This is a genomic window from Maridesulfovibrio salexigens DSM 2638 (assembly GCF_000023445.1).
Classification (GTDB): Bacteria; Desulfobacterota; Desulfovibrionia; order Desulfovibrionales; family Desulfovibrionaceae; genus Maridesulfovibrio; species Maridesulfovibrio salexigens.
Genome location: NC_012881.1, coordinates 1,576,804 through 1,591,983, shown reverse-complemented (window position 1 = coordinate 1,591,983; position 15,180 = coordinate 1,576,804). Strand labels below are relative to the sequence as shown.

13 protein-coding genes are annotated in these 15,180 nt (G+C 45.5%); 5 read left to right on the top strand and 8 right to left on the bottom strand.

What is annotated here, in order from left to right:
* Both DESAL_RS07305 and plsY read left to right on the top strand, forming a co-directional pair.
* A complete protein-coding gene (locus tag DESAL_RS07305; protein WP_015851336.1) occupies positions 1–2,064 on the top strand; it encodes a ribonuclease catalytic domain-containing protein in 2,064 nt (687 codons plus the stop codon).
* 207 nt (positions 2,065–2,271) lie between these two features.
* Positions 2,272–2,859 carry a glycerol-3-phosphate 1-O-acyltransferase PlsY gene (gene plsY, locus DESAL_RS07300; RefSeq protein WP_015851335.1) on the top strand — a complete coding sequence of 196 codons (588 nt, stop codon included), beginning with the start codon at positions 2,272–2,274 and terminating at the stop codon, positions 2,857–2,859.
* Between the two features lie 41 nt (positions 2,860–2,900).
* Here plsY and DESAL_RS07295 read toward each other — a convergent pair whose 3' ends face one another.
* Positions 2,901–4,472: a response regulator gene (locus tag DESAL_RS07295; protein ID WP_015851334.1), complete on the bottom strand. Its 1,572-nt coding sequence runs from the start codon at positions 4,470–4,472 to the stop codon at positions 2,901–2,903.
* 20 nt (positions 4,473–4,492) lie between these two features.
* Positions 4,493–5,647 carry a sensor histidine kinase gene (locus DESAL_RS07290; protein ID WP_015851333.1) on the bottom strand — a complete coding sequence of 385 codons (1,155 nt, stop codon included), beginning with the start codon at positions 5,645–5,647 and terminating at the stop codon, positions 4,493–4,495.
* A 218-nt stretch (positions 5,648–5,865) separates the two neighbouring features.
* Here DESAL_RS07290 and DESAL_RS07285 point away from each other — a divergent pair, with 218 nt between their 5' ends.
* Together DESAL_RS07285 and DESAL_RS07280 are read left to right on the top strand one after the other, a co-directional pair.
* Complete coding sequence (locus DESAL_RS07285; protein WP_015851332.1) at positions 5,866–6,123, top strand: hypothetical protein; 258 nt, start codon at positions 5,866–5,868, stop codon at positions 6,121–6,123.
* A 32-nt stretch (positions 6,124–6,155) separates the two neighbouring features.
* Positions 6,156–6,572 carry a hypothetical protein gene (locus DESAL_RS07280; RefSeq protein WP_015851331.1) on the top strand — a complete coding sequence of 139 codons (417 nt, stop codon included), beginning with the start codon at positions 6,156–6,158 and terminating at the stop codon, positions 6,570–6,572.
* Between the two features lie 55 nt (positions 6,573–6,627).
* On the opposite strand, the gene DESAL_RS07275 is transcribed toward DESAL_RS07280, so the two are convergent.
* The 4 genes from DESAL_RS07275 to DESAL_RS07260 all read right to left on the bottom strand — a co-directional run bounded on the left by DESAL_RS07275 (position 6,628) and on the right by DESAL_RS07260 (position 9,934).
* Positions 6,628–7,308 (bottom strand): CBS domain-containing protein, encoded by a 681-nt coding sequence (locus tag DESAL_RS07275; protein ID WP_015851330.1) that lies wholly within the window; start codon positions 7,306–7,308, stop codon positions 6,628–6,630.
* Between the two features lie 94 nt (positions 7,309–7,402).
* Positions 7,403–8,152 carry a methyltransferase domain-containing protein gene (locus DESAL_RS07270; RefSeq protein ID WP_015851329.1) on the bottom strand — a complete coding sequence of 250 codons (750 nt, stop codon included), beginning with the start codon at positions 8,150–8,152 and terminating at the stop codon, positions 7,403–7,405.
* Between the two features lie 7 nt (positions 8,153–8,159).
* Positions 8,160–8,759, bottom strand: coding sequence for an alpha/beta hydrolase (locus DESAL_RS07265; protein ID WP_015851328.1), 600 nt, complete (start codon positions 8,757–8,759; stop codon positions 8,160–8,162).
* Positions 8,756–9,934 (bottom strand): aminotransferase class I/II-fold pyridoxal phosphate-dependent enzyme, encoded by a 1,179-nt coding sequence (locus tag DESAL_RS07260; protein WP_041722169.1) that lies wholly within the window; start codon positions 9,932–9,934, stop codon positions 8,756–8,758. Before DESAL_RS07260 ends, DESAL_RS07265 begins: the two co-directional genes overlap by 4 nt.
* Before the next feature lie 238 nt (positions 9,935–10,172).
* Between DESAL_RS07260 and DESAL_RS07255 the strand changes: the two genes are divergently transcribed.
* Positions 10,173–11,159, top strand: a complete 987-nt coding sequence (locus tag DESAL_RS07255) for a DUF3089 domain-containing protein (RefSeq protein WP_015851326.1) — start codon at positions 10,173–10,175, stop codon at positions 11,157–11,159.
* A 42-nt stretch (positions 11,160–11,201) separates the two neighbouring features.
* Here the strand turns inward: DESAL_RS07255 and DESAL_RS07250 are convergent, their stop codons facing one another.
* Both DESAL_RS07250 and DESAL_RS07245 read right to left on the bottom strand, forming a co-directional pair.
* Positions 11,202–11,426, bottom strand: a complete 225-nt coding sequence (locus DESAL_RS07250) for a hypothetical protein (RefSeq protein WP_015851325.1) — start codon at positions 11,424–11,426, stop codon at positions 11,202–11,204.
* Entirely contained in the window at positions 11,426–15,154 is a 3,729-nt protein-coding gene (locus DESAL_RS07245) for a choice-of-anchor R domain-containing protein (RefSeq protein ID WP_015851324.1), read from the bottom strand. Before DESAL_RS07245 ends, DESAL_RS07250 begins: the two co-directional genes overlap by 1 nt.
* Positions 15,155–15,180 lie beyond the last annotated feature (26 nt).

Genomic DNA, 15,180 nt, shown 5'->3' with positions numbered 1-15,180 from the left:
ATGTCCCTATTTAAGGAAGGACGTTACGTAGCGCCCGGAAATATTGTAGAATTCATGCATGGCAACCAGCCGCAACTGGCATTTGTCATGGAAGAGCAATCCGGAAAGCTCAAGCTCTATACCATCAACAAGCGCGAAACCAAGATGCCCGCTGCACGGGTACTCCCTTGGGTAGGACCGCAATATTCCGCTTCTGCCTCCCGGCAGGAAATGCTCGACTACATGGTCGCCCATCAGGAAAAAAGAGGCGAACTTCAAGCCGGACTTGATACCATGGAAATCTGGGATCTGGCTCAGGGAGAAGTTGAAAAAGCTCCCCTGAACTGGTTTGCTGGTCTTCTCTGGGAAGAACCGGATGCAGATCATATTTCCGCCCTCGGCAGGGCTATGATCGCAGCTAAAACCCATTTCAAATTTCAGCCGCCTGAATTTATTATCTACACTAAAGAAAAAGTGGAACTCCGCCTTCAGCAGCAGGCGGAAGAAAAGGCTCATGAAGAAATCATGAGTGTCGGGCAGGATCTCTTCAAGAAAATCTGGACCGCCCGTGAATCCGGCGGAAAAATCAGACCGGACCAGATTCCGGATATGTCCGACGAAATAGCAGAAGGTCTGAAATCATTTCTTATGGACAGAGTTGCCGGCCTGAACGAAGACAAATCAAATAAGATGTGGTCTGCTCTACGTAAAGGACTGCCCGATCACCCCCACTTACCGCTTCTGCTGGCTCAAGGCTGGGGAATAGTACATCCTCATCACAACTACCTGCTGGATGAAGCGGAGTACGTTTTTGATGACAGCTGGTCCGCTGCACACAAAGATGAAATCGACAGACTGGTCAAAGCTGTGGAGACAAAAGCAGGCGATCCCTGTCCATTGCCCATGCGCAGCATTGACTCCGCGACCACAAAAGACATTGATGACGCCTTCAACCTCAAAAGGCGCGAAGATGGTGGATACACCCTGACCATTGCACTTGCCCGTCCCTGTATGGACTGGGATTTCGGCTCCGCTCTTGATCAAGCGGTCATGAACCGTGGAACCAGCGTATACCTGCCCGAAGGCACCAGCCATATGATGCCGGAAGCTCTTGGCATAGGTGCATTCAGTCTTTTTTCCGGAGAAGTTCGTCCCGCACTTGTCACCACTTTTGAGCTTGATGAACATGGTATTTTACAGTCGGTTACACCTCATATCAGCTGGGTAAAAATCACCGACAACTCCACCTATCTTGCAGTAGAACAGATGCTGGAAGAAGGCAGTGACGATGAAATGACTCTCGCTTTTGAGCTTTCTGAAAAACTTTTGCAGGAACGCATCAAGCACGGAGCAATTGTCATCCGCAGACCTGAGCCGGAGCTTTCCCTTCAAGGATGGCCGCAGCAGACCAAAGTACTCATGTCCGCCAAGGAAAAGACTACCCGGGCGGACCAGATCATCAGTGAATTTATGATCCTCGCCAACTCCGGGCTGGGCAAATTCGCAGAAGAGAATGACTTCCCCCTGCTCTACCGCACGCAGGATATTGCTCTGCCTTCCGACCTGAGCGGAATAGTCACAGAGCCTCACGAAATTTATATGCGGGTACGCCAGATGGTCCCCCCGCAAATGGATACTGTTCCTAAAAAACACGCCACACTTGCGGTTAGCGGATACAGCCCCATTACGTCCCCTCTGCGGAGATACGCAGACTTCATCAACATGGCCCAGCTTTGCCATTACCTTGTTGAAGAACAGCCTAAATGGGATACTGACGAACTGAAATCTCTCGCCGAAAATCTTCAGCTTCGCCTGCAATCTGTCATTAAAATCCAACGGTTCAGGCCGCGTTACTGGAAGCTGCTCTATCTGGCCCAGAACAGGAAAGGCTGGCACCATGCGGTTGTAGTAGATGATAACGGCCCCCTTGCCACGCTGGCTATGCCTGAAATCCAGATCAATGTCAGGGTTCCCCGGCCTATGCTTGGGGACAAGCTGTATCCCGGCCAAGGTTTCCAGATACGTTTCAACAAAATAGACCCGCTGACCAACGAACTGCGTGTTGTTGAGGCTATGGAAGAATAGTTATAAAGAAAAGGAAACGTCTATTTCCGGCTGTTATTCCAGCTGGAATTAGCATATATGTATTTTCGGTTTTTAAGGTTATTGACCTTAACTGCCGACATTAAACGGAAACTTACAGGCAATCCGGCCCTATCCCGCAATGGGGGAAAGCAACGGGAAGGGACACCGGTAGGCCTGAAAAGGAAAAAGACTTAAAGGAGTTAGCGCATGCTCTGGATATTCTGGCTGGTTTTCGCCTATTTTCTGGGATCAATTCCCTTCGGACTTTTCATCGGTAAAATTTGCTGCAACTGCGACATCCGCACTGAAGGAAGCAAAAGCACCGGAGCAACCAACGTTGCCCGCCTCTGTGGGTTCAAGTACGGTGTAGCAGCACTTGTTCTTGACGTTGCCAAGGGATTTGTTCCCGTACTCATGGCCTATCAGTACAGCCATAACTGGATTTTCATCTCTCTGGTAGCTGCTGCAGCCGTAATCGGGCATGTCTTCTCCATTTTCATGGACATGAAAGGCGGAAAAGCCGTTGCCACTACTATCGGCGTATTTCTGGCGCTGGCTCCTGTTGCAACATTCTACTCTATCGTTTTCCTGCTGGCAGTGATCGCCCTTTCCGGATTCGTATCCATGGGATCACTTACTTTTGCAGTGGCCTTGCCCTTCTTCACTCTGGTAACCGGTTCTGTCGGTATGGTCCCGCTTGCTTGCGGTATGACAGTACTCCTTTTTTGGACCCACCGGGAAAACATCAGACGCCTAGCCAAAGGCCAGGAAAATTCCTGGAAGAAGAAAAAATAAGCGAACAAAAAAAAGGAGCCTTTCGGCTCCTTTTTTTTGTCTTAAAAATCGTCTTTATACTTTTCCCTTATCTGCATAATCTTATCCAGATTTTCGAAGAACAGATCCACAAGTCCCGGGTCAAACATTGTTTCCCTGTGAGACTTAAGAAACTCCAATGCACGATCGACTTCCCACGACTGCTTGTATATGCGGTCACTGCATAAGGCATCAAAAACATCTGTAATACAGATAATACGTCCGGCAATACTTATTTCATCACCTTTCAAACCCTGCGGATAACCAGACCCATCCCAATACTCATGATGCTCATGAGCAATGGTAGCCGCAGCCTTCAACAACTTTCGGTTACTGGCCCGAAGGATGTTGTATCCGATTTCAGTATGGCTGCGCATAATATTCATTTCTTCCGGAGTAAGCTTTCCGGGCTTAAGCAGAATTGAATCGGGTATACCGATCTTTCCGACATCATGCATGGGGGATGCATAGTAAAGTTCATCTACCTGCATTGCATCAAGACCAACAGCAATACCTAAAATTCTGGCTATCTCAGAAACGCGAATGACGTGAAATGCTGTTTCCTTGGAGCGAAATTCTACAACTTCGCCCAGCATACGAACGATTTCCTTTTGTGTATCCAAAATCTCCTGATTCAAATAGATATTATCAAAAGCAACGCCTACGTTATCTGAAAAAATTTTGAGTAAATCTTCGTCCTGCTCACTAAACTCATTCCCACAGTTTTCCACATAAAGCATGTGAGAGCCTTTTTGATGTGTGGGCAGGTAGCCAATGTAATCATTATTCGCAAAACACCCACACCCCTGCTCGCGGACTCTCTCCAGTTGCTCCTTGGTCCGCTCCGAAATAACGCCACATTCTTCAATGGAAGCATTGCATACAGAATACTTTCCAGTTGAAGCAATAATCCTCATGTTTCCTTTATCAGGACTGGAAACAGCAACACCATCTCCTTCAACATACACAGAATCCCGTAAGCCAATCAACGAGATAACCTGAGTCAGCACACCTTGCGCCAGCCGTCCGACTGATTGTTGCTTGAAAAGACTTCCGGAGGCTTCAATAATATGCTTCAACCCCTTACGGTTCTGTTCAATAACCTGTAAGTCCCTGTACGAACGCAGAGCAGAAAATAATGAGGTAAATAAACGCTGGGCTGTTAGTTCAGCCTTATGTTTGTAGTCATTGATATCATATTCAACGATAACCTGCCGTTCGGGAGCCTGACCGGGCTGACCGGTACGCAAGATAATGCGGACCATAGTATTCTTCATTTCTTCACGAATGGTCTTGACCAATTCCAACCCCGCATGATTGGTCTCCATAACCACATCAAGAAGAATCACCGCTACATCAGGATGATCCTTCAATACGGCAACAGCTTCTTCAGCAGAATACGCACTCAAAAATTCAAGTCCGGAACCTTCGAAAGAAAAATCATCTAGAACAAGACGGGTTGTGCTATGAACATCATCTTCGTCGTCAACAATAAGAACTTTCCAAAGCTTTCCTTTCACTCCCCCAACTTCTTCAGGAGTCTCATCAGCAAAGAAAAGCTCATCATTATCAAAGGAGCTAGAACCATCTACCATAAACAGACCTCACTTGAATATCACAGGGGGATTTGCAGTGTAAAAACAGCCCCCCCTTCGTCCGAACAGGAAACATCTATATCCCAGTTATAACCACTGGCAATTCTATTTACAATACTTAATCCCATTCCGACTGCTTCTGGACGCGTCGTAAAAAAAGGATCGAAAATATAAGGCAAGTCCTCACTTGAAATACACTTTCCATTATCAGACACAACGAGCATGCAGACATCACCCTTAACAGTCACCTTAACGCTGACTCGCGGCTGTTCTTCATCCGCAAAGACTATCGCATTGGAGACAAGCTCAAATACAACTTTAGACAACAAATCCGGGCGTGAATCTATATTCTGCGCAACTATATCGATATCAAAATGGACATTCTTACCGAGCTCATTTGCCATTCCCCTACATAACTCAATCGCCTTTTCTCCGACCTCCTTGATATCAGCACTACAATGATCGCAACGATCTATAGCTGCAAACTCAGAAACACTATTGACTATATCTTCCAACCTTGCAGTCTCGTGGGAGATAGTTTCAAGATATTCCGAGGCCTCTGAATGCGGTCCCAACTTACGGGAGGCAAGATTAGTGAAGCCATTGATAGTCATGGTCCTGTTACGTATTTGGTGGGCCACTGACTTGGCCATCTGAGCCAGACTTTCACGATTAAGTTCAATCTTGCGCAAATCACGATAAGATCGCAAAGCCGTGGTCATTGAAGTAGTCAGCCTTCTGGAAGTCAGTTCCGCCTTTTGCCAATAATCGTTGATATCCAGCTCGGTAATTACCTGATGTTCCGGTGCGAAACCGGGCTGACCAGTTCGCAAAATGATCCTGATAAACTGATTGTTCAGTTCATTCCTGATCCTGCGCGCAACATCCAGCCCTGCTGTGTTTGTCTCCATTACAACATCAAGCAGAACCACAGCAAAACTCGGATCAGACTTAAGTATCTCTAATGACTCCTTACCTGAATGAGCGCTCACAAACTCAAGAGGGCGGTCTTCAAACGCAAAATCACCTAGAACCATTTTGGTCATAGAGTGAACATCAGGTTCATCATCAACGATTAGAACCATCCACGGTTCAAGCGCATTAACCGTAGACTCATCGGCTTCTTCACCGGAAAAAAGCAGTTCATCCTCTGCGAACAGATTATCACTATGCATGCAAATCCTCACGGAATAACCAATAGTAATTGAAGAATCTTACCAGTAGACTATCTCAGATAAAAAAAAATTTAAACTGTATTATGAACTTAACCGGCTATTTCTCCAATATGCAACACACATTATACATTATTTTAAGCAGATAGCTATTTTTCCTTGAACATAAAGTCCATATAAACTAAGGTTCCGAGAATATATACACACGGGGATGAATTGGAATGACGGAATTACTTGTCGCATCAATTGCACTCATCATTTTTGCCTTCATTATTTACTCCTCATACTCTGCACAAAATGCAAAATATGCCCAGAGGAAGAAGGCATTTGAGTTGAAAGAGCAGCACATGGAAAAAACCATGGATAAAATCCGCTCTGAAATCAACTTGATTGAAAAAGAGGTCGCTGAGACTCAAGAAAAAATTGATGAGCTGGAAATCGACTTAGTCGAAGCGGATGTTAATTCGAAAGATTCTTAACTGCTTATACTGCACTATAAGACATCAAAACAATGACATTTTCTATTATATTTGTCTTATTTGGAACTATAGCCACTATAGTTGCCTGCAAAACAATCAACGGCAACTTTGAGCTTAAGCATGATGCGTTGGCAAGAAAAGAAAAGAATCTGGTCGAAGCGCAGAAGGAGTTGCAAGCCAGACGCAAAGAACTTTCGCGCAGGCTGGACAACTTAAAGACACTTCTAAAAGCCGGTATAAAAACAGAAGCAGCAGCAAAAACGACAGATGAAAAGCCGTCGGACCTCAAAAGTTGGCTAGTGCAAAGCGGTGTACTGACAGAAGTTCAATTTCTTTCCGCTGAAATTTATGCCGCAGAAAAAAATTTAAATGTAATAGCTGCTCTTTTGACTCTGAATATGATTTCAATTGAAAAGTACGAAGAAGCCAAAAAAATGAAACTTCTTTAAAATACAAAAAAACCGCACCGGAAATCCAGTGCGGTTTTTTCATTAGCGATAACCATTAAAATTCATTCTTATACGTCTCGCCACGATGAACGTGATACTTAAAGTTATACGTTTTTTTCAGGTGTACAACTAAAGATTCCACAATATCATCGTCGAGCTTCTGGACCCAGATAAATACTCGGCGAGAACCCTGCTCAACACCTTCATAAGAAGTAAAAACAGTAGAAAGCCTTAATCCCCTGGCCCACATGTCGCTCAGCAGATCCTCAAGGGCGCTGGCAGTATCTTCGAGCACAAATGCAAACTGGGAACTACCTTTGCTTACTGCTGTTACAGTGGTCAGAAAACGGTAAATATCAACCTCGGTAACAATACCGACCAGGCCGAACTCATCGACTACGGGCAATCCACCAATTTTCTTTTCAAGAAGAATCTCGGCAGCAACCTCCATGCAGGTATCCGGAGAAACTATATAGGGATCATGAGTCATAATATCTTTGATCTTTAGACCCATCAACCCATCACCTTTTCCTGCGGCGTTATCTCCAGGCAAAAACTTGGAAGGCATTGCATCACGGACATCTCTATCGGAAACAATACCAACTACAAGACCGGAAGCCTCAGTGACAGGTATCTGCCTGATTCCGGCATCACGCATCATTTCCATGGCGTCGATTATGGGTGCGCCCGGCATAAGGGTCAGCACCTCTTCTGTCATCCAATCCCCAACTAACATATCTAACTCCTGAATCTCATCATTAATCTTACGAAGAAGTTCGTATTGATCAGAAAAAAAGTCAAAGGTTAACTGCCGTCCTCCATAGAGGCAGCTACAATTTCCGCCCGTAAGCAAGAAAAACCTTGTAACTGGCTTTTATACCTGATTCTCCCCTGTATAAATTTTCATACTCTTCAACGAACCGGCGGTATTTTTCTCTACCCCATGAGATCTTCTCACTGGAAGCAACTGCCCCGGTCATCTTATGCTGTTTCAGGAAGTGTTTTACGGAAGGGAAGAACTCAACATGCTCCTCACTTGCGTAATCCACCTTTAAACCTGACATATTGTCGAAAAGTTCCATGTAAAATGAACTTGGTTTAAGCTCTTTTACCGACCCGAATCCGGTCCTTGCGCTGACATCAGCCAGCTCAGCGAGTGTTCCGTGTGTAAAAATCGCTATGGCGAACCTTCCACCGGATTTAAGAACCTCAAAACTGCGTGGTATAGTTAGTTCCGGTGCACCATACCATTGCATGGCAGATGAACTTACCAGCAAATCGAAACTTTCAGCAGCGAAAGGCAATTCCTCACCATCCGCAGCGACAAGAGATGCGCCGGAATCCCTCTGCTCCCAAAGCATGGGCCTTACCAAATCCAATGAAATATAATTGCTGTAAGAAATGCGCTCCCTAAGCTCATTATGAAGAAACCCCACTCCCGAACCTATATCCAGAACAGTGCGAAAATCTTCTTTCGGACACAGGCTTGCACAATTGCGCGCGACCACACGCTGTACGGAAGCGGCCTTACTATAGCTGGAAGCAGCTTTGCCGAAACATTGGCGAATCCTTTGTTTCACGTAAATTCTATCCCTTGATGATGCTCATTAATTGTGTTTCAGAAATTTTATGGCCGCCCTCAATATTAAGGATATCCGCCCCATCAATGACTGCTGCAAGTTTTCCGAAAGCCTTGGATCGGACAATGCGATCATTTAAGCCATGTACCAAGGTACAATTAGGCAAATTGAAAACACCTTCCGGCTCAATCTTGGAAGCAATAAGGTATTCAAGTCCGGCAATCAGTGAATCTTTATCTTCCGGGGCATAGGCAGGCGGATTTGTTTCACCGCAATTCTCATGAAAAGAGTTTACAACCGCCGCAGGGTCACTCTCCATTCCGGCTATCATTCCCCGGACCAGTCGTGTGGGAAAAGAGTCGGTAAACGATAAAAAGGGAGCAATCAAGAATACCTTTTCATATAATTCAAATAAATGGCGGCAATCCTTCAAAAGCATATGTGCCCCGGTAGACCAGCCCACCAGAACATCACCACCCTCACTTATTAATTCAGGCAATTCCTTAGGATCAAACCCCGTAAATGGAACCAAAAACCGCGCAGACTCGGGCAATAATGAATACTGCTGGGGAGATGTAGCCCAGCCGCCGACAAAAACTATACTCATTTTTCCAACTCTGCTTTCAAACCGCCAAACGCAGCCTTAATTTTCTGCAAATCAACTTCTGTTAAATCTGCTCGCAATGAAAGACGCAAACGGGCTGTTCCTTCAGGAACGGTAGGTGGACGGATAGCAGCAGCATAAATCCCTGCCTCAATAAGCCTGTCCCGAGCGGTGAGCGCAGTCTCATTATCGCCGAGTATCACCGGTATGATCTGACTCTCTGATTGACCGCAATCAAATCCGCATGACTCAAGATAAGTTTTCACATCCCGACTCATATGCAGCAGCTTATCTCCTCTAGACGGGTCCTCAGCAACCATTCGCAAGGCAGCGAGATTCGCGCCGATGACTGCAGGCGACAGGGCAGTGCTGAAAACAAAGGAACGACCTTTGTTACGTAAATAAGATATCAAATCCTTTCGACCGGAGACGGCCCCGCCAAGTGAGCCGAAACCTTTGGAAAAAGCACCCATGTGCAAGTCAACACGCCGGACCAGTCCCCGTTCATGGGCTATTCCTTTTCCAGAACCGAAGACTCCTTCAGCATGAGCTTCATCAACGACCAGCATGGTATCGTAAAAATCGCAGAGATCGGCAATCTCTTCCAGATATGCAAGATCGCCGTCCATGCTGAAAATCGTATCAGTGACCAGCAGTTTCTCATCCGCATCCTTTGACGCTTCCATGCGTTTTTTCAAATGAGCAATGTCATTATGCCGATAGCGAACCTGACGCGCACCGGACATCCTTATCCCATCCAAGATACTGGCGTGGTTAAGCTTATCAGAAAAAACAACTGTACGCCGCCCGGCAAAACTATCCATAATGGCAAGATTAGCGGCGTAGCCGGATGTAAAAAGCATAGAATCTTCCTGCTCTTTAAAAGCAGCAAGCTCGCGTTCCAATTCATCATAGAGGCGAAAATTACCGGTAACCAGACGGGAGGCAGCAGAGCCGCAACCATACTGCTCCACTGCTTTTATTGCAGCCGTTGCAAGAGATTGGTCTTTGGATAGTCCGAGGTAATCATTGGAAGCAAGGTTAAGCAGTCTTTTACCCTTAAAAACAAGTTCCTTATCCGCACCGAAATCAACTTCAGGAACCGTCCTGAGCAGGGAACTTTTTTCAAGTTCGGTCAGTTCGCCCTCAATACGGCGATAAAAACTCTTTGGAATCATAAAAACAAAATCCGGCAGTAAAAAATAAAAGGAAGTTTTAAATGCTGAACAGGAAAAATAAGACTCATGGCCCAGAATAGCAACCATGTTTTTTAGGAGAAGCAAAATTTAAGCTTCAATCCACTTCTACAGTTGTATTTACTTATAACAAATCATTAATTCACCCAAGTTCGTTGACAGCACATAGATTCCACATATAACAACTACATTTACTAACAAACGATAACGGAGAAAAGGTATGCCTGTTAATAAATTTATTACATATTTCATTTTAGCAATCGTGATATTTGGCTCATCTGCCTGTAATATAAAAAAATCTACCCCACTACCAAATGCTCCTGACTACTCCGAAGATAAATTATGGTCTATAAAAGATGAAAATATCAGGCATAAAATTGATGTTTTCTTTGTTCATCCCACTACATATGGCCCTCCTGCAAACGGACACTTAATAGCTGACTTAAACGACCAGAAACTTAACCGGATCACTGACCGAGACACAGTACAATGGATTACCGGAGCATTTGCTGAATCCTGCAATGTTTTCGCCCCCCGGTACCGCCAGATGAATATTGAAGTGCTCCAAATGGATGACCGGCATCTTCAGGAATACTTAAAAACACCGGTTGCGGATATTGAAAATGCTTTCAAATACTACCTGAACAACATAAACAACGGCCGCCCGTTCATTCTTGCCAGTCATAGTCAGGGATCTTTTGTGCTCCAGACACTGCTGCGCAAGAATCCTGAACTTCTGGACAAAAGCAAACTGGTGGCAGCTTACATGCCGGGATGGACATTCACTGATCAAGACCTTCACGATCTTGGCCTCAAACTAAGCGAAAAACCGGATCAGACCGGCTGCCTGATAACCTGGAATACAATTGGTCCCGGTGGAGAGTCTCCGACAATTAAGAAAGGAGCTCGCTGTGTGAATCCACTTTCATGGAGTACTGCCACAAAAGAATTTCCGGCATCCATGAACATAAAGGCTAAAATATTCCTCAGCCCCGAAAAGAAGCTGCTAATCAAAAATTTCACAGCAGCACGCATAAATAAAGACGGAGCACTGGAAGTTCCCACCCCAAAACCAGCTGTATTAAGCCAACTGAACATGTCGTTGGGGAAAGAAGTATACCATCGTTACGATTACGATTTCTTTTTCTACAATGTACAGGAAAACGTAAAACAACGTTGCGCTGCATATTTAAAAGAGCACAAGTAGCACAAAGGGGCTGGTGAACATTCTCACCAGCCCCTTATTCTTTTACTGCAAAATGCCGCTAACTACGCTCCGACCCAATATGGACTCAAAAACATGTCTGTAGTCATCCGGTGACGCTGAGCCGTCTTTGCAAACGCGGATGAAAGCAGACCGGGTCTCAGGACTCATCAGGCTGATATCAAAATCTTCATGGCTACGCTTCGCCGGAATTTCACGATGAATGGAAACTCCGGACTGTTCTTCAACTTTATGGATTATTTCAGCCACTATGGTTTCTCCTTAATATAAATTTTACCTCTCTTGAAAATTACCCCTTCTCCATTTACAGACATAGCAAGTCGTGTAAGTGCCGGATTATTCTCTAAAGCTATTTCGGTCCCGCGAACTTTGAGGTCTTCCCCATCCAATGCATACGCATAGTTCGCTGGGGTCAGCGTACAGCGGTCAGGAATCGCCACAGAACTAGGAACCTGCGGAAGCTCGACAGCAGGAACAATTGTTGTTGTATAAGTGGTTTCAAGCCCAAACCAACGCAAATAACTGACCGCCCAACTGCAATTAACACAAAGTGAATCTGCTTTAGCAAGCAGACGCATAAACTTGCCTGTGCGAGGAGTTGTCAACGTATATTGACCTAAGTTAAGCCCTAACTCAGTAATGGTTATCTGTTCTACGTCAGTCCATTTAATTCCATCTGTACTTTCCTGAACCATAACAGAAGTCATCGAGTTGTTAGCAATATCGGCAGTACCCCAATGACGTAAATAGAATCCATATACAGTTGTGTCTTCTGCAAACTGGGACCCTACATAACCAGTATTAACAATAGCCGGACCTACATCATTGGTGCTCCAAAACGTAGTAGTATTTTCAAGTAACTGAGTTAATGGGTTAGGGGTTGTGTGGTTAGGGTCGGCAGTGCTATGTATAAAAGTTCCCTGATCAGCAATAATTTCAGGTCCACCTTGTGATACAATCTCACTAACCGCACTGACTTCTTTTTCCACTCCATCAAACAGCAAAGTTTTATGCAGACCGCCAGCTTTTAAAATCTTATCTTTAACTGAGCTGCCGCCTTTCGTCACAACAGAGGTGGTCGAAGATGATCCAAGCTCCTCCCAGCCTATAGCAAAGACATATGCACTGGACGTTGTTGTATTTCCTGTGCCGGTCATGTCTGCACCATCAAGATTCGCGTTCTCTCCAGCAGTCATTGACCAGAAGCTAAAATACGGTGTTGTACCCTGCACATATATTGCAACGTAATAATCACCAGTTTCTGGAATTGTGTAGGGTGTCACAAGATCGTCAGAGTGATACACGTTCCCTTCTCTGCCTGCACAATCAATAGTTTGATCAACTACAACATCAAAGGTATTTGCGGCTGTTTGCTTAACAATCTTCATTTTGATTGTTTGGTTGTAACCACCGCCAGCAGAATTGCCGGAGTTCCAGAGGAATTTACTTACGGTTGCTTCGTTAGGGATTTTCCTTGATAAGTCTACAAGTGTTCTGGCTGCTGAACCATTGGGAAATGTATCAATGTCTTCGTGGAGTTGTACAATGCCTCCATCAAGTTTCAATGCTTCTTGAGGCCCAATATACTCTCCGATTGCTCCGGCACCGACTTTAAGAGCAAAATCAGGCTGCTTAATTGCAGCTACAGTAGGAGCGGTAAGTAAGTCAGCAGCGGTTGTATCCACAGCGTAGTCATAGGCAAGGTACTTACAACCAACTGCCACATAACCGGGGTTATCGGTTGCAGTGTACGCTGTATCTACGGCAGTTTGACCAGTTATAAGCCATGCATTATGTGTATCACTCCACCAGTAGCTACTAGATGCGAAATGTACGCCTAAGTAGTACTCGTCTGTATCAGGCACTACAAATGGTGTCACTAATTCAAAGTATTGTGGTTGGTTATTCGCCTGAGTAAGTGATGTATCGAGTCGTACAACTGGTGTAAACTTACCATCTGAACCACGCTTTACGATATACAGACTTATGCTAGGTTGAGCTGACGTTACAGATTTTGTGCCTACATGCGTTATAGTACGTCCAGCAGTAAGCCTTGATTCCTTATCTATGAAGGTGTTACGTACGCTACCTAAATTTGCAGCGGTTATACTGCCGAATGCTTCCTCCTTAGGGAGCAAGGTCACTGGACCGGCGCTAAAGTCCTTCTCAGGTACGCGGATGATATCTCCTTCGGTAACCTCTGTAGGAGTAACAAAGTTTGTAGAAGTAGTAGCAGCGTCTACAGAAATAGACTTCCAAAATGGGCTTATATAGGCTGTAATTGGGGCCGACGGGAGAGGTGTCGTGAGGGTTGCTGCATATTCATCCGTTGAAGTCGACACAACTTTCATGCCCCATGCGCCAATGTTATCTGCTTGATAGTCTCGATAACTAAGCGGTGAAGTAGCATCCCGGTCATTCCAAAATGCAGTATAGCCCGTCCCGGTATTCTGCACTATTGCCCAGTATTTTGTTCCGGCGGTCAACTCCACAGCAGGCACAGACATTTCACAGAATTGATTGGCTACAGGGGCCACTACTGGACCATACCCGGACAGATTCGCACCGGGAACACCGTTATTATCAGAAAAGATGGCTGCTGAGCATTGAGCATCAGCATTAACAGAGAGTCCTGCTTTCAGCGTCACGGTATCCACTGTGCAATTTTCTGTGGGAGTGAACTGTAGTCCTCCGGGGCTGTATGGAGCATGAAGACGTAACCCATTGTCTACAGTCCCTGCAAACGTATCTAACAAAGTAATTGCGGGATTGCTGGAGGCTTCAACACTCGCGACAAAACATTCGCCCTGATCGGTAATAAGGACATCGCCAGCAGCGACCAGCATTGCCAGCTTGAGGACTGATTCTGTTGAGCCGTCCAAGACTACCAACTTGCCGTTAACAACCACAATTTCAGGCTTCGCTGAAACAATCTGCAAAGTATTCTCAGCTGGAGTTGAGTAAGCTGGAGTATGAACTCCTTCAGAATCCACACTTGCACCGGGATAACCATCAACGGAATCAGCAAAGGCAATAGTCGGTCCATCCTGAACGGCAACATGTCTTATGAGCAATCGATGCACTGTCGGGTCTGAATAAAGTTCACCACGCCTTCTTCTGGTAACTTCAATAGCTTTAGTTACATCTACAGCACTGGTTTCCAGCACCCAGCTAATAGTGTTCCCGGTTATTGAAGCTGCTCCAAATCCGAATGTATTAATTTCATATGAAGAAATACCGTCATCGGTATGATCAGTAATTACAATTGAAACAGTTGTTCCTTCCAGGGCCTCAGCAGGAGCTGAAAGTACAGGGGAAGAACTACGTAAGGAGCTTAAATCGCCCAAGGAAATCTCAATGGCAGAATCTCTTGCTTCCTCAGCTGCCGACTGAGCCAGTAAAGCCCGGTCGCGAGCTGCTTCTGAACCGGATTGTGCCGACAAAGCGTCACCAAGCATCACCCGGGCATTCTCCTCCGCCTCAATTGCTCCGCTATGGGCTGAGACAGCTTCATCCCTTGCATTGGAAATAGTCTGCACCATTTCCTGTGGGGTAAGTCTCTCTGCATCAGGAGTTGAAATGTCATACTTCAAAGCACGATCAACCTGTTCCTGTAACTGCTGGTCGCGCATCACTCCTCTGTCAAAAGCTTCATTCAAGAGCTGTGCGGAAAACGGATCATTGTCCACTAATTCCAATTCCTGTGTGTAAGCGATTTCCCGGTAAAGGGTAATGCTTTGCCCTACAGGAAGAGGTGTACCGTTGACTGGATACTGTACCCGGCCCCCTGAGTCGCTCCCTACGCCGGAAAGGATATTAAAATCAGTACCTAAGACAAGCCGCTCTTCAGTACTCTCGCTATTGCGCAACACTGCGCAAAGGTCCTCGGCCCTGTAGATACGGAAGTTAAAATCAAAAAAAGTTTGAACACCGTCCCCTGCAAAAGTGATGGTGTTCCCGCTAGAAACCACAGTCATAAATCTCTCCTGTTGATGTTACTAAA